The 21,602-nt window shown below is 70.1% G+C and carries 2 protein-coding genes; both read right to left on the bottom strand.

Annotated features, from left to right (window positions below):
• Positions 1 to 6: 6 nt before the first annotated feature.
• Positions 7 to 11,199, bottom strand: coding sequence for a type I polyketide synthase (locus tag GC106_RS35645; protein WP_173139718.1), 11,193 nt, complete (start codon positions 11,197 to 11,199; stop codon positions 7 to 9).
• 57 nt (positions 11,200 to 11,256) lie between these two features.
• Positions 11,257 to 21,602 (bottom strand): type I polyketide synthase (locus tag GC106_RS35640; protein ID WP_173139716.1); only part of this gene is annotated, 10,346 nt, incomplete at its 5' end.

The following is a 21,602-nucleotide window of genomic DNA, read 5'->3' as shown; positions in this document are numbered from 1 at the left end:
GGCTGCTCAGCGCGAGCCGAACTCGGTGTCGATCAGCGCGAGGATGTCGTCCGGGGTGGCGGCGTCGAGGTCGGCTTCCGGCTGGGCCGGGCGCTTGGCCGTCCAGCCGGACACCAGGCGCCGCAGGTGCCGGTCGATGTCGTCCAGGTCGGCGGCACCGGGGTCGGTGGCCGCGAGCATGGCTTCCAGCCTGGTGATCTGTTCGGTCAGCGCGGTCCCCGCGGCACCGGCCCGCGGCGCGAGTTCGGTCTGCAGGTACTTGGCCAGCGCGTCCGGGGCCGGGTAGTCGAACACCACGGTCGACGGCAGCGCCAGCCCGGTCGCGGCGGCGAGTGCGGTGCGGAACTCGACCGCGGTCAGCGAGTCGAAGCCGAGATCCAGGAAACCGCGGCCCGGCTGGATCGCCGTCGGGCTGGTGTGGCCGAGCACCAACGCCGCCTGGCCACGCACCAGGTCGAGCAGTTCGTGCTCCTGCTCCGGCCCGGCCAGCCCGGCCAGCCTGCGCCGCAACGCCTCGGCGTCGTGGGCCACGACCCGGCGGCGCGGCACCTTGACCAGGCCACGCAGCATCGGCGGCAACACACCCGCGGCCGCCACCGCGCCCAACGCCGTCGAGTCCAGTTTCACCGGAACCAGCGTGGCCTCGTCGGCGGACACCGCGGCGTCGAACAGTGCCAGGCCTTCCTCCGCGGTGAACGCCAGGAAACCGGTGCGGCTCAAGCGCTGTCCCGCCGCGTCGTCGATCGCGCCGCCCATGCCGTCCGCCCAACGGCCCCACGCGAGGGACGTGGCAGGCAGACCGAACGCACGGCGGTGCGCGGCGAGCCCGTCGAGGAACGCGTTCGCGGCGGCGTAGTTGCCCTGGCCCGCGTTACCGAGCACACCCGCGGCGGAGGAGAACAACACGAACAGGCCCGGTCGCGCGTGCAAGGTCAACTCGTGCAGGTTCCATGCCGCACGGACCTTCGGACCGAACACGGTGTCGACCCGCTCAGGCGTAAGGGCCTCGATGACGCCGTCGTCGAGCACGCCTGCCGCGTGCACGACTCCTGCCAGGTTCGGGATGCCCGCGAGCAAGTCCTCCACCGCCCGGCGGTCGCTGACGTCGCAGGCGACGATCCGGACGGTCGCGCCCAGTTCGGTGAGTGCGGCGGTCAGCTCGGCGGCGCCAGGCGCGGCCAGTCCACTGCGGCTGGTCAGCACCAGCCGGCGGGCGCCGTGCTCGCGGACCAGATGCTGGGCCAGCAGCGCGCCGAGTCCGCCGGTGCCGCCGGTGACCAGTACCTCGCCTTGGGCGAGGTCGAGCGCCTCCCCGGGGGTGGCCGGCACGGTGGCGAGCCGGGGTGCGTGGGCTTCGCCGTCGCGCAGCACGATCTGGTCCTCGCCGGTGGCCAGCGCCCGGCCGAGCGCGGTGGTATCGCCGTCCGTGTCGACCAGCACCAACCGGCCGGGGTGCTCGGACTGGGCCGAACGAACCAGGCCCCACACCGCGCTGGCGGCCGGATCGACGAACACGTCGTCGGACAGGCTGATCGCCTCCGAGGTGAGCACGACCAGTTTCGCGTTGGCGTGCGGTGACCCGGCGGGCTCGGCGAGCCATGCCTGGATCTCCGCCAGAACAGTGACGGTCGCCTCCCGCGCGGCCGAAGCCCGGTCCATGTCGTCCTGCTTGGGCAAGGTCAGGACGACGGCTTCCGGAACGTCGTCGGTCACGTTCTCGCGGGGCACCCAGGCCAGCTCGTCCGTGCCGAGGGCGACACGGGTCCAGACCTGGCGGTGCAGCGATCCGGTGGTCTCCCCCGGCACTGCCGGCCGCTCACCGAAGCTGACCGTCGCGGTCAGCACTGGCGCTCCAGTGGTGTCGTAGGCGTGCAGTTCGCCGTCTGCGGTCAGCCGCACGCGCGCCGCGGTGGCACCGATAGCGTGCAGAGCGACCTGTCGCCATGACGCGACCCAGCCTCGCTGCTCCAGAACCGGGTCCAGCAGAGCGGGATGGATGCCGAGCAGCTGCGCGGTGTCCTCCCGCGCGCCCGGCACGGTGAGTTCGGCGAACCAGTCGTCGCCGTGCTGCCACGGAAGCCCGGCCTCACCCTCGGGCCACTCGGTCAGCACGGTCGCTGGGACGTGAGCGTCGGAGACAAAGCCGGTGCCGTGCCGTTGCCACTGATGGCCTGCCTTCGTGAAGACGGAGACCGCGCGGCGGCCGTCGTCCTCGGCACCGACAACGACCTGCACTTCCCGGTCACCCACCAGCGGGGCTTCGACCGTGAACTCCTCGAGTGTGCCGCAGCCGGCCTCGTCACCGCCGCGGATGGCCAGTTCGACCAGCAGCGTGTCGGAGACCTCGGCGGGCAGGACGCCGGTGCAGAGCACCCCGCCTTCCGCCGCGGAGGTCACGGCGGACGACAGGACCGGGTGCACGACAGTGCCGCCCCCGCCGGCCACGACCGGGTCACGTAGCCAGTAACGCTGGTGCTGGAAGGGATACGTGGGCAATTCCACGACCCGCGCCCCGGTGCCTGAGAAGTACGCCTCCCAGTCCACTGCCGTGCCCGTGGCGTGCAGCCTGCCCAGCGCGGTGAGCAGCGAGGTGACCTCGTCGCGGTCCTTGCGCAGCGCGGCGACCGCAGTCCCCGAGTCGACGAGCGCGGACAGCACCGCGTCGGGACCCAGCTCCAGGAACGTGGTGACGCCCTGGTCCTTCAGCGTCTGGACGCCGTCGGCGAAGCGGACCGCCTCGCGGGCGTGACGCACCCAGTAGGCCGGGTCCGTCAGGTTCTCGGCGATGCGGCCGGTCACGTTGGACACGACCGGGATCGACGGCTCGTGGTAGGTCAGCCGGGCGGCCACTTCGGCGAAGTCGGCCAGCATCGGCTCCATCAGGGCCGAGTGGAAGGCGTGCGACACGGCGAGGCGCTTGGTCTTGCGCCCCCGCGCCTCGAACTCCGCCGCCAGGCCAAGGGCCGGCGCCGCCGCGCCGGACACCACGACCGATGCCGGGCCGTTGATCGCCGCGAGGGAGACCTCGTCGGACAGCAGCGGCCGGACCTCCTCCTCGCCCGCCTCGATCGCGACCATCGCACCACCGGTGGGCAACGCCTGCATCAGCCGTCCGCGCGCGGAGACCAGCTCGGCGGCGTCTTCGAGGGACAGCACACCCGCGACGTGCGCCGCGACCAGCTCGCCGATGGAGTGCCCGGTGACGAAGTCCGGGTGGATTCCCCAGGAGCTCAGCAGCCGGAAGAGGGCGACCTCCAGCGCGAACAGTGCGGGCTGGGCGTTGCCGGTCAGGTCGAGCGTCTCGGCGTCGGTGATGTCATGGATGCCGGGCAGCAGGGCGCACACCTCGTCGTACGCGGCCGCGAAGGCCGGGAACGCCTCGTACAGCCCGCGGCCCATGTCCAGCCGCTGCGATCCCTGGCCGGTGAACAGCACCGCCAGCCGCCCGGTCTGGGCCTGCCCGGTCACCAGGTTGGGCACGGACCTGCCGTCGGCCAGCGCGATCAGTCCGGCCCGCAGAACCGCTCGGTCGCCGACCACGACGGCACGCGACGGGTGGGCCGTGCGGGTGGTGGCCAGCGAGTACGCCACGTCGGCGGAATCGGCGGAATCGACCAGGCCGGCATCCAGCAGCCGCTGAGCCTGGGCCCGCACGGCTTCTTCGGTACGGCCGGACAGGACCCACGGGACCACGGCAGGGCCGCCGGTCCCCCGTTGCCCGGCGGGCACCTCCGGTGCCTGCTCCAGGACCACGTGCGCGTTGGTGCCGCTGATGCCGAACGACGACACCGCCGCGCGCCGCGGCCGGTCCGTCTCCGGCCAGGCCACCTGCTCGGTGAGCAGGTCTATCGCGCCGGCCGACCAGTCGACGTGCGGGGTCGGCTCGTCGATGTACAGGCTGCGCGGCACGGCGCTGTGGCGCATGGCCTCGACCATCTTGATGATCCCGGCGACGCCCGCGGCGGCCTGGGTGTGGCCGATGTTGGACTTCACCGACCCCAGCAGCAGCGGGCGTTCCCGGTTCTGGCCGTAGGTGGCGAGCAACGCCTGCGCCTCGATCGGGTCGCCGAGCGGCGTCCCGGTGCCGTGCGCCTCCACGACGTCCACAGTGGACGGTTCGACGCCCGCGTTGGCGAGCGCGGCGCGGATCACCCGCTGCTGCGACGGGCCGTTCGGCGCGGTCAGGCCGTTCGAAGCGCCGTCCTGGTTCACCGCCGATCCCTTGACCACCGCGAGCACCCGGTGGCCGTTGCGCTGTGCGTCGGACAGCCGTTCCAGCACAAGCATTCCGACGCCCTCGGCCCAGTTGGTGCCGTCCGCGGCGGCGGCGAAGGACTTGCAGCGGCCGTCGGCGGCCAGCCCGCGCTGGCGGGCGAACTCGACGAACATGGCCGGCGAGGCCATCACGTTCACGCCACCCGCCAGTGCCAGCGTGCACTCACCCGAGCGCAGGGCCTGCGCCGCCAGGTGCACCGCCACCAGCGAGGACGAGCACGCGGTGTCGATCGACACCGACGGCCCCTCCAGGCCGAGCGCGTACGAGACCCGGCCCGACACCACACTGGCGAAGGACGCGGTGGTCAGGAATCCCTCGACGTTCTCCGGAATGGCGTGCAGCCGTGAGATGTAGTCGTTGGCCAGCGCACCGGCGAAGACGCCGGTCGCGGTGCCGCGCAACGACTCCGGGTCGATCCCCGCGCGCTCCAGTGCCTCCCACGACGTCTCCAGCACCTGCCGCTGCTGCGGGTCCATCGCCAGCGCCTCGCGGGGCGAGATGCCGAAGAACTCCGCGTCGAAGTCGCCCGCGCCGTGCAGGAACGCGCCCTCGGACGCGTAGGTGGTCCCACGGTGGTCGGGGTCGGCGTGGAACAGCGTGGACAGGTCCCAGTCGCGGTTGTCCGGGAACGCGCCGACGCCGTCACGGCCTTCGGCGACCAGGTCCCACAGCTCGTCCGGTGAATTCACGCCGCCGGGGTACCGGCAGGCCATGCCGACGATGGCGATCGGATCGTCCCCGGCGACCACGGCCACGGGCGCCGCCACGACGTTCTCGATGTCACCGAGCAGCTCGGTCCGCAGGAACGCCGCCATCACGGCCGGGGTCGGGTGGTCGAAGACCAGGGTCGCGGGCAGCCTCAGCCCGGTGGCCGCACCAAGGCGGTTGCGCAGTTCGACCGAGGTCAGCGAGTCGAACCCGAGTTCGTTGAACGCACGGGTCGCTTCGATGGTGTCGCCGCCGGAACGGCCCAGTACCAACGCGGCCTCGCGCCGGACCAGGTCCAGCAGCAGCTTCTCCTGCTCGGCCTGGCCGAGCCCGGCGAGGCTGGCGTGCAGTTCGCCGCGCTGCGCGGTGGTGGCGGCCTTGGCCCTGGCCCGGCCGGGCGCACCGATCAGGCCGCGGACCAAGGGCGAGACCGGGGCGTCCGCCGCCGTGGCCCGCACCGCGGCACGGTCGAGCTTCAGCCCGACCAGAAGCGACTGGTCCACGTCGACCGCGCGGCTGAACATCGCCATGCCCTCGTCGGCCGCGATCGGCGGGAAACCACTGCGGCGCATGCGTTCCACGCCCGCTTCGCCGAGCTGCCCACGCATGCCCGCCGACCACAGGCCCCAGGCGATCGACTGGGCGGCCAGCCCTTCGCCACGGCGCAGGGCCGCCAGGCCGTCCAGGAAACCGTTGGCGGCGGCGTAGTTGGCCTGTCCGGCGTTGCCCAGCACACCGGCGGCCGAGGAGAACAACACGAACCAGCGCAACGGCAGGTGCCGGGTCAGCTCGTGCAGATGCCAGGCGGCGTCCACCTTCGGTGCGAACACGCGGTCCACGCGCTCCGGGGTGAGCGCGTCGACCAGGCCGTCGTCCAGGACGCCCGCCGAGTGCACGACACCGGTCAGCGGGTGCTCGGCCGGGATCGCGGCGAGCAGATCGGCCACGGCCTCCCGGTCGGCACTGTCGCACGCGGCCACGGTGACCTTGGCGCCCAGTTCGGTCAGCTCGGCGGCGAGGTCCGCCGCACCCGGCGCCGCCGGGCCGCTGCGACTGGTCAGCACCAGGTGCCGGACGCCGTGCTCGGTGACCAGATGCCTGGCCAGCAGGCCGCCGAGACCACCCGTGCCACCGGTGATCAGCACCGTCCCGTCCGGCTCGGGGCCGGCCGGAATGGACAGCACCAGCTTGCCGATGTGCTTGGCCTGGCTGAGGAAGCGGAACGCCTCCCGGGCGCGGCGCACGTCCCAGACGCGGACCGGCAGCGGCGTGAGCACGCCCCGCTCGAACAGGTCGACCAGCTCCGCCCACATCCGGGTGAAGAGGTCCTCGTCGGCCTCGAACAGGTCATAGGCGCGGTAGGCCACGCCGGGATGGGCGGCGGCGACCTCGCCGGGGTCGCGCATGTCCATCTTGCCCATCTCGAGGAACCGGCCGCCGCGCGGCATCAGCCGCAGCGACGCGTCGACGAAGTCGTTGGCCAGCGCGTCAAGCACGACGTCCACACCACGGCCGCCGCTGGTCGCCATGAAGTGCCGTTCGAAGTCCAGGGTGCGGGAGTTGGCGATGTGGCCGTCGTCCAGCCCGGCCTCACGCAGGATGTGCTGCTTGCCGGGGCTGGCGGTGCTGTAGACCTCGGCACCCCAGTACTTGGCGAGCTGCGTGGCGGCCATGCCGACGCCACCCGCGCCCGCGTGGATGAGCACCGACTCGCCCGCCGACAGCCCGGCCAGTTCCTTGAGCCCGTAGTAGGCGGTGAGGAACACCACCGGGATCGCGGCGGCGGTCTCGTACGACCAGCCGTCCGGTATCCGCGTCACCATCCCGCGCGGTGTGACGGCGATCGGGCCCGCGCTGCCGACCGCGACGCCCATCACGGCCGTCCCGACGGCGAGATCGTCCACTTCGGACCCGACTTCGAGCACGGTGCCCGCCACCTCGTTGCCGAGCGGGCCCGGTTCGTGGTCGAACATGCCGAGCACGTTCAGCGCGTCGCGGAAGTTCAGGCCCGTGGCGGCCACGGCGATCCGGACCTCTCGCGGGCCAAGCGGTGCCAGCGCGGGCGGATACGGTTCGAGGCGCAGATTGTCCAGCGTGCCCCGGGAGGTCATGGTCAGCCACCAGGCCGGTTCGGCCGGTGGGATCAGCTCGTCCGGATCAGGCACCGTGGCCAGGCGTGGTACGGCGAACTCGTCGCCACGCAGTGCCAGCTGCGCCTCGCCCGTGGCCAGCGCTCCGGCGAGCTGTGCAGGGGTCAGCTCGCCGGAGTCGCTGTCAACCAGCACGAACCGGCCTGGCTGCTCGGACTGGGCCGCGCGCACCAGTCCCCAGACCGCGGCCGCGGCCAGGTCCGGCCGGTCGCAGTGGACGGCATCACGGGTCAGGACGACCAGTTTCACGTCGGCGAACCGCTCGTCGGCGATCCATCGCTGGACCACCGCGAGAGCCTGGTGGGTCGCGCTGTGCGCGCTGTCGATCACGGACGCGTCGTTGGCGCGCACCGGAAGCACGACGACCGGCGGCACGCTGTCACTCAGTGAGTCGTGGAAGGCCCACTCGACCTGGTCCGCGTCGGGCGTGGGCACTGGCGTCCACTCCAGCCGGAACAGGGAATCCAGCCCGGACGGCGCGGCTGCCGTGAACTGGTCCGCCGAAATCTCCCGCAGTACCAACGAACCGACGGTGGCGACTGGCGTGCCTGTGCCGTCCGCGGCCCGCAGGGTGACGCCGCCCGACCGGCCGGGCGACAGCCGCAACCGCAACGCGGTCGCGCCGACGGCGTGCAGGGCCACGTCCTGCCACTCGAACGGCAGCCGGGCGCCGGAGCCCTCGCCGGTCATCAGGCCGATGGCGTGCAGGCCCGCGTCGAGCAACGCCGGGTGCAGGCCGAACTTCGCCGCTTGCTTGTGGGTGTCGCCCACCGCGCCGGTCCCCTGGGGCAGCTCGACCTCGGCGTAGACCTCGTCCCCGAGATTCCAGGCAGCGCGCAGGCCACGGAAGACCGGCCCGTACTCCAGGCCGTTGCGGGCCAGTTCCTCGTAGACGCCGTCGAGCGGGATGGCGGTGGCGCCTCGGGGTGGCCACTCGGTCAGGTCGAAGTCCGCGGCGGGAGCGGACGGAGCGAGCGTGCCGGAAGCGTGCCGCGTCCAGTCCGCGTCGCCGGCGCGCGAGTAGAGGGAAACCCCACGGCGGCCGGACTCGTCCGGAGCGGTCAGCACGACCTGGATGTCAAGGGCGTCCGTCAGGAACATCGGCTCGTGCAGGGTCAGCTCTTCCAGATGCGCGCAGCCCGCGTCGTCGCCCGCGCGCAGCGCCAGCTCGACCAGCGCGGTGCCGGGCAGCAGGACCGTGCCCGCGACGGCGTGGTCCGTCAGCCATGGGTGGGCGGCGGGTGACACGCGGCCGGTGAAGACCAGTCCGGCGCCGTCGGCGAGCGTCACCGACGCACCGAGCAACGGGTGATCGGCGTCGGCCAGGCCCAGCCCGGCCGGGTCGCCCGCGGCGCCGCTGGGGTACAACCAGTAGCTCTCCCACTGGAACGGGTAGGTGGGCAGATCCACCGTGCGTGCCCCGGTGCCCGCGTAGAACGCCGTCCAGTCGACGCGAGCACCGTGGGTGTGCAACGAGGCCAGCGCGCGCATCGCTGTTGTCGGCTCGTCACGGTCGCGGCGCAGCATCGGCACGCTCAGCACGCCCTCGGCGGGCAGCATGTTCGCGGCCATTCCGGCAAGCACCGAGTCCGGGCCCAGCTCGACGAACCGGGAGACGCCCTCGGAACGCAGCCAGGTGATCCCGTCGGCGAACCGGACCGGCTGGCGGACGTGCCGCGGCCAGTAGCCAGGCGTGGTGACCTCGTCGGGACCGGCGAGCTTGCCGGTCACGTTGGACACCACCGGAATGGCCGCGGTGCCGTACGCGACGCTCTCGGCGATCTCGCCGAACTCGGCGAGCATGCCGTCCATCCGCGCCGAGTGGGACGCGTGCGTGATCCGCAGGCGCTTGATCTTGTGGCCCCGTGCGGCGAACTTCTCCGCCACCGCGAGAACGGCGTCCTCGTGGCCGGACAGCACCACCGAGTCCGGTCCGTTGATCGCGCCGATCTCGACGCCGTCGGTGAGCTCGGCCCGGACCTCGTCCTCGGTCGCCTGCACGCTCACCATGGCGCCGCCCGCGGGCTGCGCCTCCATCAGCCTGCCGCGCGCGGCGACCATCCTGGCCGCGTCGGCGAGCGTCCACACCCCGGCGACGTGCGCCGCGGTCAGCTCGCCCGCCGAGTGGGCGACCATGAAGTCGGGACGGACGCCCCAGGACTCCAGCAGCCGGAACAACGCCGTCTGGACGGCGAACATCGCGGGCTGGGCGTAGGTCATCCGGTCAAGCAGTTCCTGATCGTCGCCGAAGACGACGCCGGCCAGCGGCCGGTCCAGGTGCTCGTCGAGCGCGGCCACCACGGTGTCGAACGCCTCGGCGTAGGCGGGGAAAGCCTCGTAAAGCTCCCGCCCCATGCCACAGCGCTGCGAACCGATCCCCGGGAACAGGAACGCAGTGCGGCCAAGCAGCGGCGTGCCCTCGACGACGTTCACCGCGGGCTCGCCTGCCGCGAGCGCGGTCAGCCCGGCGACGACATCGTCTCGCGTCGAGCCGACGACTGCCGCCCGGCGTTCGAGCGGGGATCGCGTCGTCGCCAGTGACCAGGCCAGATCGAGCGGGTCGAGCTCGTCCATGGCCGCCAGGACACGGGAAGCCTGGGCCCGCAGGGCCGTCTCGTTCTTGGCCGACAGCACCCACGGCAGCACCGCGGGAGGAGTCCGATCGGCGTCGACCGGCTCCTGCTCCGGCGCCTGTTCGAGGATGACGTGCGCGTTCGTACCGCTGATACCGAACGACGACACCGCGGCCCGGCGCGGCCGTCGCACCTCAGGCCATGGCCGCTGTTCGGTGAGCAGTTCGACCGCGCCCGCTTCCCAGTCGATGTGCGGCGACGGCTCGTCGACGTGCAGCGTGCGCGGCATGACCCCGTGGCGCATCGCCTGGATCGCCTTGATCACCCCGCCGACGCCCGCGGCCGCCTGGGTGTGCCCGACGTTGGACTTGAACGACCCCAGGTAGACCGGCTCCGTCCGGTCCTGGCCGTAGGTGGCCAGCAGTGCCTGTGCCTCGATCGGGTCGCCGAGCTGCGTGCCGGTGCCGTGTGCCTCGATCATGTCGACGTCCGATGTGGACAGCCGGGCGTTGGCGAGCGCGGCACGGATCACCCGCTGCTGCGACGGGCCGTTGGGGGCGGTGAGCCCGTTGGACGCCCCGTCCTGGTTGACCGCGGAACCACGGACCACCGCGAGGACACGGTGGCCGTTGCGCTGCGCGTCGGACAGGCGCTCCAGCAGGAGCATGCCGACGCCTTCGGCCCAGCCGGTGCCGTCGGCCGAGGCGGCGAAGGACTTGCACCGGCCGTCCTTGGCCAGCCCACGCTGGCGGGAGAACTCGACGAACGTGTCCGCTGTGGACATGACGGTGACGCCGCCCGCCAAGGCGAGTGAGCACTCGCCGGTGCGCAGTGCATGCCCCGCCAGGTGGATGGCGACGAGCGAGGACGAGCACGCCGTGTCCAGCGAGACCGCCGGACCTTCGAGACCCAGGGTGTAGGCGACCCGGCCGGACAGCACACTGTCGGAGGTCCCTGTGCTCAGGAAACCTTCGATCTCCTCGGGCACCGAGCCCAGCGCGGCGGTGTAGTTCGCGTACATCACCCCGGCGAACACCCCGGTGTCACTGCCCTTGAGCGTGGTGACGTCGATCCCGGCCCGCTCGAACGTCTCCCAGCCGACCTCCAGCAGCAACCGCTGCTGGGGGTCCATCGCCAGCGCCTCACGGGGCGAGATGCCGAAGAACTCCGCGTCGAACTCGTCCGCCCGGTGCAGGAAACCGCCCGAGTCGGTGTAGCTGGTGCCCCGGTGGTCCGGATCCGGGTGGTACAGCGAGGCGAGGTCCCAGCCCCGGTTGACCGGAAAGCCGGACACGCCGTCACCGCCTTCGGCCACCAGCTGCCACAACTCCTCCGGCGAGCTCACCCCGCCGGGGAACCGACAGGCCATCCCGATGACGGCCAACGGCTCCGACCCGCTCTCCTCGGCGGCACGCAGGCGGCGCCTGGTGTCGCGCAGTTCGGTGGTCAGCCGTTTCAGGTAGTCAAGGGTCCGGTCGTGGTCGGTGGTCATGCCGAGTCCTCCTTGCGGCGACGTCCGGTGTGGCCGTCGCCTGGAACGAAAAGGAAGTCAGAGTTCGTTGTCCAGCAGGGAAAGCATCTCGTCCAAAGTGGCCGACTCGACGTCCGCGTTGTCCTGTTCGCCTGCCGCGGCACGGGTCTTGTCCTGCCACAGCGAGACCAGGTGCCGCAGCTTCGCCTCCACACGGCCGCCGTCGGTGCCCGCCGGGTCGAGCGCCGACAGCGCCGCTGCCAGCCTGGCGATCTCCGCCTCGACCCCGCCGCCCGCGGCGGCACCGTCCGCGGGCGCCACCTCGGCCACCAGGAACTTCGCCAGCGCGCCGGGAGTCGGGTAGTCGAAGATCAGCGTCGCGGGCAGCCGCAGGCCGGTGGCCTCGCTCAGGCCGTTGCGCAGTTCCACGGAGGTCAGCGAGTCGAAGCCCAGTTCGGTGAACGCCTTGTCCGGCTCGATCGCGTCCGGACCGGCGTGGCCGAGCACCGCGGCCGCCCGGCCGCGGACCAGGCCGAGCAGCGTCAGTTCGGCGTCGGCCGCGGACAGCCCGGTCAGGCGCCGCTTCAGCTCGCCGGCCCGCTCCCCGGCGTCCGCCGAGGCAGCCCGGCGAGCGACCGAGCGAACCAGTGCCCGCAACATCGGGGGCACGGCGGCGGTCCGTCCGGTGGCCCGCATCCCGGCCACGTCCAGCTTCACCGGCACCGTCGCCGGGGCCGGCATCGACGTGGCCAGATCGAACAGCGCCAGCCCTTCGGCCGTGGTCAGCGCCCCGACACCGTCGCGGGCCATCCGTCCGGCGTCCACGGCGTCGCCCATCCCGTCGGACCACAGACCGAACGCCAACGAAGTGCCGGGCAACCCCTGCGAACGCCGGTACTCGGCGAGAGCGTCCAGGAAGGAGTTCGCGGCGGCGTAGTTCGCCTGCCCCGCCGCACCGAACACACCCGCGACCGAGGAGAACATCACGAACATCGCCAAGTCCCGGCCCAGCGTCAGCTCGTGCAGGTTCCACGCCGCGTCCACCTTCGGCCGCAACACCTTCGACAACCGCTCCGGCGTCAACGACGTGAACAGGCCGTCATCCAGAACACCAGCCGCGTGCACGACACCAGTCAGCGCCGGAATCCTGTCGAGCAACGCGGCCAACGCCGCACGATCCGCGGCGTCGCACGCCTCGACCCGCACTTGCGCACCCAACGCATCCAGTTCAGTCACCAACTCCACCGCACCCGGCGCGTCGAGACCACGACGACTGGTCAGCACCAGCTTCCGGACACCGCGCTCGGTGACCAAGTGCCGGGCCAACACCGCACCCAGCCCACCGGTACCTCCGGTGACCAGCACGGCACCCTCGGGGTCAAGCGCCCGCGGCACGGTCAGCACGACCTTGTCGTTGTGGTCGGCGCGACTGAGGAAGCGGAGCGCCTCGGGGGCCTCGCGGAGATCCCACGTGCGGATCGGCGACGGGGTGAGCGTGCCGGACTCGAACAAGCCGACCAACTCCTCCCATATCGCCGCGATCCGCTCGGTGCCCGCGTCCATCACGTCGAACGCCTGGTGAGTCACACCTGGATACTGCCCGTCGAGATCGCCTGAGGGACGTACGCCGGCCTTCCCCATTTCCACGTACCGCCCACCGCGCGGCAACAGGCGCGGCGACGCGCCCGCGAAGTCACCGGCGAGCAGGTTCAGCACCACGTCCGCACCACGACCACCACTGGCCGCGAGGAACTTCTCCTCCCAGTCGCACACGCTGTGTACGTGCGTGCCTTCACCGGCGGTGGCATAGACCTCCGCGCCGAGGTGGCGGGCGATCTGCGCGGCGGCCATATCCCCCGCGGCGGCGTGAATCAGGACGGATTCACCCGCCTTCAACCCGGCAACGTCGTTGAGCGCGTACCAGGCGGTGAGGAACGCCGACGGCACCGACGCCGCCTGCTCGAACGACCAGCCCTGCGGCACCCGCGTGATCCACCCGCGTTCAGCGACCGTGACCGGGCCGAAACCACCGCGGACCAAACCCGTCACCGGCTCGCCGGCCCGCAGATCGGTGACCGCCTCGCCGGCCTCGAGCACGATGCCGGCGGCTTCGTGGCCCACCGGGTCGAGCAAGTCGCGGGAGTCGGCGCCCGCGGCCCGGACCGCGATCCGGACCTCGTGGGCCGCCAACGGCTCGGCGGCTTGCGGGAACGGCTGGAATGCCAGTTCGTCCAGGCTCCCCTGGACCCGCGTGCCCAGCCGCCAGGTCCGTTCGCCTTGCGGTGGGACCAGTTCCGATGCGGTGTTCGCCCGCACCAGGCGGCACGCCTGCAGAACGCCGTCGCGCACCGCCAACTGTGTTTCCTCACCGAGGCGTGCCAGCGCTGTCTCGACGTGCTGTTCGGCGGCGTCCAGCAGCACCAGTTGCCCGGGGTTCTCCGACTGGGCACTGCGGAGCAGACCCCAGACCGACGCCGCGACCGGGTCGATCTCGTCCGTGGGAACGACCTTCACCGCGTCGCGGGTAAGCACGACCAACGTGCTGTCCGCGTTGCGCTCGTCCGCCAGCCATGCCTGAACGGTCATGAGGGTGTCGTTCAACACCTCGTGCACGGCCCGCGGAATGTCACTTGTGGACGCCTTCGGCGCCCGAAGCACGACAACCGGAGGTACGTCCTGGCTGTCGTCGTCGTGGTAAGCCCAGACGACCGGAGCACCGTCACCCACGACCGGAACCCAGCCCACCCGGAACATCCAGTCCATAGTGGACGAGCCGGTATCGAGGTTGGCCGCCGAGACCTCCCGCATCATCAACGACCCGACCGAGGCCACCGGGGCGCCTGTGGTGTCGGTCAGGTCCAGCTGGACGGAGCCGGCACCAGTGGACTTGACCCGGACACGCAAGGCCGTCGCACCGGTGGCGTACAACGAGACGTCCCGCCACGCGAACGGAAGCCGGGTCGCCTGCTCACCACCGGACAGCAGCCCGATCGTGTGCAGTGCCGCGTCAAGCAGTGCCGGATGCATTCCGAAGCGCGGCACGTCACCGTGCGCGTCGGCGGGCAGGGCCACGTCGGCGAGGACTTCGTCCCCGTGCCGCCATGCGGCCTTGAGGCCTTGGAACACGGGGCCGTAGGCAAGCCCGGCGGCGGCCAGACCGTCGTACAAGCCCGTGACATCGACCGGTTCGGCGCCCGCGGGCGGCCAAACCCCGGCCGTAGCCGCGGGACGGCTCACGTCGGAGCTGAGCACACCCGTCGCGTTTTGGGTCCACGGTTCCTCACCGGAAGCACTCTGCTTCCTTGAGTACACGGTGAATTCGCGCTTGCCGCCTTCAGCGGCACCACCAACGACCACCTGGATCGCGAGCCCGCCCTGTTCCGGCAGCACCATCGGTGCTTCGAGGCTCAGTTCGGTCACCGTCGGGCAGCCGACCTCGTCGCCCGCGCGAACGGCCAGCTCGACCACGGCGGCACCAGGGATCACCACCGAGCCAAGCACGGCGTGGTCGGCCAGCCAGGACTGGGCCGAACGGGACAACCTGCCGAAGAAGATCAGCCCGTCCCCGCCCGCGGTCGGCACAACCGCACCCAGCAACGGGTGCTCGGTCGCGGTCAGGCCGAGCCCGGCCGCGTCCCCAGCCGGCGGGGCGCCGTCGAGCCAGAACCGGAGGCGCTGGAACGCGTACGTCGGCAACGCGGTACGACGTGCCCCGGTGCCCGCGAAGAACTTCGCCCAGTCGACGGCCATCCCGTTCGCGACCAAGCGGCCGAACGCGGTCGCCGTGGACCATGATTCGTCCTGGTCCTTACGCAACAGCGGAACGAACACCGCGGTACCGGCGACCGATTCCTGGCCCATCGCGGTCAACACACCGTCCGGGCCGAGCTCGGCGAACTTCGTGACGCCAGCCTCTTCGAGGACGCGGACGCCGTCGGCGAAACGGACAGTCTCGCGCACGTGCTCGACCCAGTACTCGGGATCAGTCAACCGGTCGGCGAGTTTCCCGGTGACCGTGGACACGAACGCAACGGACGGCTCGTTGAAGGTCAAGTCCCGTACGACGGCACGGAAGTCGCTCAGCATCGGTTCCATCAGCACCGAGTGGAACGCGTGCGACACCGCGAGTTGTTTGACCCGGCGACCCATTGCCTTGAAATGCTCGGCCACGGCGAGCACCGCATTGTCCACACCGGACAGGACCACCGCGTTCGGGCCGTTCACGGCCGCCAGTGAGACCTCGTCCGACAGGTGCTCACGGACTTCGTCCGCACTCGCCTCGACAGCGATCATCGCGCCACCCGACGGCAACGCCTGCATCAACCGGCCACGCGCCTCCACCAACCGGGCAGCATCCGCGAGCGACAACACACCAGCCGCATGAGCAGCCGCGATCTCACCGATCGAGTGCCCGGCCACAAAATCGGGCTTGATCCCCCACGACTCCATCAACCGGAACAGCGCGACCTCAAGCGCGAAGATCGCAGGCTGCGCATGGCCAGTCAGGTCGAGTGTTTCCTGATCGGTGACCTCGCGGATACCCGGAATGAGGTCGCACACCTCGTCATACGCCCGAGCGAAAACCGGGAACTCCTCGTACAGACCCGCACCCATGCCGAGCCGCTGCGAACCCTGACCGGTGAACAGGAACGCCAACTTGCCCGCGACCGCACGACCGGTCACCACATTCGCCGCGGGCTGCCCTTCGGCCAACGCGGCCAACCCAGCCCGTACATCGGCCTGGTTACCCCACACCACAGCACGCCGCTCATACGCGGTCCGTGTGGTGACCAACGAGTAGGCCACGTCCACCGGCTCGCTGAGATCCGCGGTGAGCAGCCGCGTAGCCTGGACGCGCAATGCCTGCTCAGTCCGTCCGGACAGCACGTGTGGCAGCAACGCGGGAGCCTTGACCTCCCGTGGTTTCTCCGGAAGCTCCGGTGCCTGCTCCAGGATGACGTGCGCGTTCGTCCCGCTGATACCGAACGACGACACACCGGCCCGGCGCGGCCGGCCGGCTTGCGGCCATGGCCGCTGCTCGGTGAGCAGCTCCACCGCGCCGGCTTCCCAGTCCACGTGCGGCGACGGCTCGTCCACGTGCAGTGTCCTGGGCAGCATGCCGTGCCGCATGGCCTCGACGGCCTTGATCACGCCCGCCACGCCCGCGGCGGCCTGCGTGTGCCCGATGTTGGACTTGATCGACCCGAGGAAGATCGGTTCTTCCCGGTCCTGGCCGTAGGTCGCCAGCAGTGCCTGCGCCTCGATCGGGTCACCGAGCCGCGTGCCGGTGCCGTGCGCCTCCACCATGTCCACATCGGACGTCCGCAGGCCGGCACTGGCCAGCGCCTGGCGGATCACCCGCTGCTGCGACGGACCGTTCGGCGCCGTCAGGCCATTCGACGCGCCATCCTGGTTCACCGCCGACCCACGCAACACAGCCAGAACGCGGTGACCGTTGCGCTGGGCGTCGGACAGCCGTTCCAGCACCAGCATGCCGACACCCTCGGACCATCCTGTGCCATCAGCCGACGCGGCGAAGGCCTTGCACCGGCCATCGGCGGCCAGACCACGCTGACGGGAGAAGTCGATGAACGTCTCCGGCGTGGACATCACCGTGACACCGCCTGCCAAGGCGAGGGAGCATTCGCCCGAGCGCAACGCCTGCGCCGCCCAGTGCATGGCGACCAGTGAGGACGAACACGCCGTGTCCACCGACACCGCTGGGCCTTCCAGGCCGAGGGCGTACGCGACCCGGCCGGACAACACACTGCCCGAAGTGCCGGTGCCCAGGAAGCCTTCGATCTCCTCGGGCACAGAGCTCAGCCCGGACATGTAGTCCGCACGCATACCACCGGCGAACACACCGGTGTCGCTGCCCTTCAACGAGGACACATCGAACCCGGCCCGCTCCAACGCCTCCCAGGAAACCTCCAGCAGCAACCGCTGCTGGGGATCCATCGCCACGGCCTCCCGCGGCGAGATCCCGAAGAACTCGGCGTCGAACTGGTCGGCGTCATGCAGGAACCCGCCGACGTCGGCGTAAGTGGTGCCGCGGTGCTCCGGGTCCGGGTGGTACAGGGAGTCCAGGTCCCACCCACGGTTGGCCGGGAAGCCGGTCATGCCGTCGCCGCCCTGGGCCACCAGCTCCCACAGCTCCTCCGGCGAGGTCACGCCGCCGGGCATCCGGCAGGCCATCGCGATGATCGCGATCGGTTCGTCCGTGGTGCCGACGCGTGCCCGCACCTCTGTCTCAGCACCCAGATCGCCGACGAGCTCACCACGGATGTGCTCGGCCAGCGCGCCAGGAGTCGGGTAGTCGAACGTCACTGTTGACGCCAGCCGCAGCCCCGTCGCTGCGCCCAGCCGGTTCCGCAACTCGACCGAAGTCAGCGAGTCGAAGCCCAGCTCGGTGAACGCCCGGTCCGAGCCGATCGCCTCTGGCTTGCTGTGGCCGAGCACCGAGGCGACCTCGGTACGCACCAAATCGAGCAGGTGCGCCTGCTGCTCCGCACCGGACAGCCGCGACAGTTCACCCGTCAGGCCTGACACGGTCTGAACGTTGGCCGCGGCCCGTCGCTTCGGCGTCCGGACCAGGCCCTGCAACAACGGCGGAATGGCCGCGGTACGGGCGTGTGTCCGCAGTGTCGCGAGGTCCAGCTTCACCGGAACCGTCGCCGGGGCGTACATCGACGTCGCCAGGTCGAACAGCGCCAAGCCTTCGGCCGGTGTCAAGGCTCCCACGCCGTCACGGTTCATCCGGTCCGCGTCTGCCGAGTCGCCCATTCCGTCGCCTGCCCACAGGCCGTAGGCGAGCGACGTGCCGACAAGTCCCTGCGAGCGACGGTATTCCGCCAATCCGTCGAGGAACGTGTTGGCTGCGGCGTAGTTCGCCTGCCCTGGTCCGCCGAGCACGCCCGCTACGGAGGAGAACAGCGTGAACATGGCCAGTTCCCGGTCCAGCGTGAGCTCGTGCAGGTTCCAGGCCGCGTCCACCTTGGGACGCAGCACCTTGTGCAATCGCTCCGGCGTCAACGACGTGAACAGACCGTCATCCAACACGCCAGCGGCGTGAATCACCCCGGTCAGGTCGGTAATCCCCGCCAGCAGGGCTTGCAACGCCGCGCGATCGGCCGCGTCACACGCCTCGACCCGCACATCGGCACCGAGCTCGGCCAGTTCGACGGCCAACTCGGCCGCGCCTGGCGCGTCAAGTCCACGGCGGCTGGTGAGGACGAGGTTCCGTACGCCCCGCACGGCAACCATGTGCCGAGCCAAAACCGCACCCAGGCCACCGGTACCACCGGTGATCAACACTGTGCCGTTGGCGTCCAGATCACGTGGCACGGTCAGCACGACCTTGCCGATGTGCTTGGCCTGACTGACAAACCGGAAGGCCTCCGACGCCTGCCGCACATCCCAAGTCCGAATCGGCAACGGAGCCAACGCGCCCGACTCGAACAACGCGCTCAACTCGTCCCACATCGACGCGATCCGCTCAGGACCCGCGTCCATCACGTCGAACGCCTGGTATTTCACGCCGTTGTGCTGATCGGCGTCGCGGACATCGGTCTTGCCCATCTCCACGAACCGCCCGCCACGCGGCAACAACCGCATCGACGCATCCACAAAGTCACCAGCCAACGCGTTCAGCACCACGTCGACACCACGCTCACCGCTCACGCTGAGGAACTTCGCCTCAAAATCCAGGTTTCGCGACGACGCGATCCGCTCGTCCGGCAAACCCGCCGAACGCAGCACATCCCACTTACCCTCGCTCGCCGTGCCGTACACCGTCGCCCCAAGATGACGAGCGATCTGCGTCGCAGCCATACCCACACCACCAGCAGCAGCGTGAATCAACACCGATTCTCCGGCTGAAAGCTCCGCGAGGTCATTGAGGGCGTACCAGGCCGTCAGGAACACCAACGGCACCGACGCCGCTTCCTCGAACGTCCATCCGTCCGGAACCTGTGTGACATATGCGCGGTCGATCCGGGTGATCGGACCGAAACCGCCGTTCACCAAGCCCATCACCCGGTCACCGACACACAGATCAGTGACGGCCTCGCCGACCTCCAGGACAACACCGGCGGCCTCATAACCAGGCAACCCAGCATCACCCGGATACATGCCCAGCAAGTTCAGCACATCCCGAAAGTTCACACCCGCCGCACGAACCCCGATCCGCACCTCATGCGGCTCCAGCGAGTCGACAGCCTCAGGGAACGGCCGCAACTCCAACCGATCCAAATTCCCCCGAACCGGCGAATCCACCCGCCACGCCACCACACCCCCCGACGGAACCAACTCCGCCACACTGTCAGCCCGCACCAAACGACACGCATACACCTCACCATCACGCACCGCCAACTGCGTCTCATCACCCACCGCAGCAAGGGCTCGTTCGACATCCTCGTCCCGAGCATCCACCAAAACCAGACGACCCGGGTTCTCCGCCTCAGCACTCCGCAACAAACCCCACACCGACGCGGCAACCGGATCCACCACATCAGCCCCGACCACCTTCACCGCACCACACGTCAACACAACAAGCCTGCTGTCCGACTCATCGGCCAACCAAGCCTGCACGACAGCCAAAGTGTCAGTCAGCGCCGCCTGCACAGCACCCGGAACTTCCTCAACAGACGAACGAACCGGAAGCACAACCACCGGCGGCGCCTCGTCGCCCACCTCATCGTGGAACGCCCAAGCACCCACCTCACCCTGCGACGCCGCCGGAACCCAACCCACCCGGAACAACGAATCCATCACCGCAGGCGCCGAAACCGACTGCCCCGCCGTAACTTCGCGCAGTGTCAGCGAGCCGACGGAGGCCACTGGGGTTCCTGTGGTGTCGGTCAGTTCCAGCTCGACCGAGTCCGGACCGGTGGAGCGGAGCCGGACACGCAGCACGGTCGCGCCCGTGGCGTGCAACGAGAAACCCTGCCACATGAAAGGCAGCCGGGTAGCGGAGTTCCCATCGGACGGCAACAAACCGATCGCGTGCAGAGCCGAATCCAGCAGCGCCGGATGCAAACCGAAACCGGCCGCCTCACCATGCGCCGCCGGAGGCAGAGCAAGCTCAGCGAAAACCTCGTCCTCCCGCCGCCAAGCGGCTTTCAGGCCTTGGAACACGGGCCCGTAGCCCAATCCCACACCAGCCAGATCGCCATAAAGATCGGTCACGTCCACAGGTTCCGCGCCCTCGGGCGGCCAGACACCGGCCACTGTCGCCGGTTGCGCCTCCTGTGGAGCGAGCACACCAGTGGCGTGTTCGGTCCACGGCATCTCACCAGAAGCACCCTGCTGCCGAGAATAAATCGCGACCTCACGAACACCGTCGCCACCAGCACCACCAACCACAACCTGAACCGCAAGACCACCTTGCTCCGGCACCACCACCGGCGCCATCAGGTTCAACTCGACCACACGCGGGCAACCCACCTCATCACCCGCACGCACCACCATCTCCAACAACGCCGTACCCGGCACCAACACCGAACCAAGCACGGTGTGATCAGCCAACCACGGCTGCGCCGAACGAGACAACCTCCCAAAACAAATCAACCCATCGCCGCCCGCAGTCGGCACAACAGCACCCAACAACGGATGCTCAGCCGCAGACAAACCCAAACCAGCAACATCACCAACCGCCGCACCACTCTCCAGCCAGAACCGCTCATGCTGGAAGGCGTACGTCGGCAGGTCGATGACCTGGGCACCGCTGCCAGCGAAATACCTGCGCCAGTCAACAGGGACACCGTGTACGTACGCGGTGCTCAAAGCGGTCATCGCGGTCGTGACTTCGTCACGGTCCCTACGCAGGAACGACGCGTACAGGTCGCCGGATTCGTCGGCACCCATGGCCGACAGGACACCATCCGGGCCGATTTCCAAGAAGCGCCTGACGCCCGCGCCACGCAACCAAGACAGCGCATCGCCGAACCGTACAGCCGCACGAACGTGCTCGACCCAGTATTCAGGATCAACCAACCGGTCCGTGGGCTCGCCGACCACAGTGGACACCACGGGAACGGATGGCTCGTTGAAGGTCAAGCCCTGCACGACAGCACGGAACTCGTCCAGCATCGGCTCCATCAACACCGAATGGAACGCATGCGACACCGACAACCGCCTGACCCGACGACCCAGTGCCTTGAAATGCTCGGCCACAGCAACAGTCGCTGTGTCCACACCAGACAGAACAACCGCCTGAGGTCCGTTCACCGCCGCCAGCGACACCTCATCCGACAGGTACTCCCTGACCTCGTCCTCACTCGCCTCAACAGCCACCATCGCACCACCCGACGGCAACGCCTGCATCAACCGACCACGCGCCTCCACCAACCGAGCAGCATCCGCAAGCGACAACACACCCACCACATGAGCCGCCGCAATCTCACCAATCGAATGCCCAGCCACAA

The sequence above is a fragment of the Kibdelosporangium persicum genome (genome assembly GCF_013280595.1).
GTDB classification, from domain to species: Bacteria; Actinomycetota; Actinomycetes; order Mycobacteriales; family Pseudonocardiaceae; genus Kibdelosporangium; species Kibdelosporangium persicum.
The sequence above is the reverse complement of the archived record's forward strand: the minus strand, read 5'-3'. Positions and strand labels throughout refer to the sequence as shown.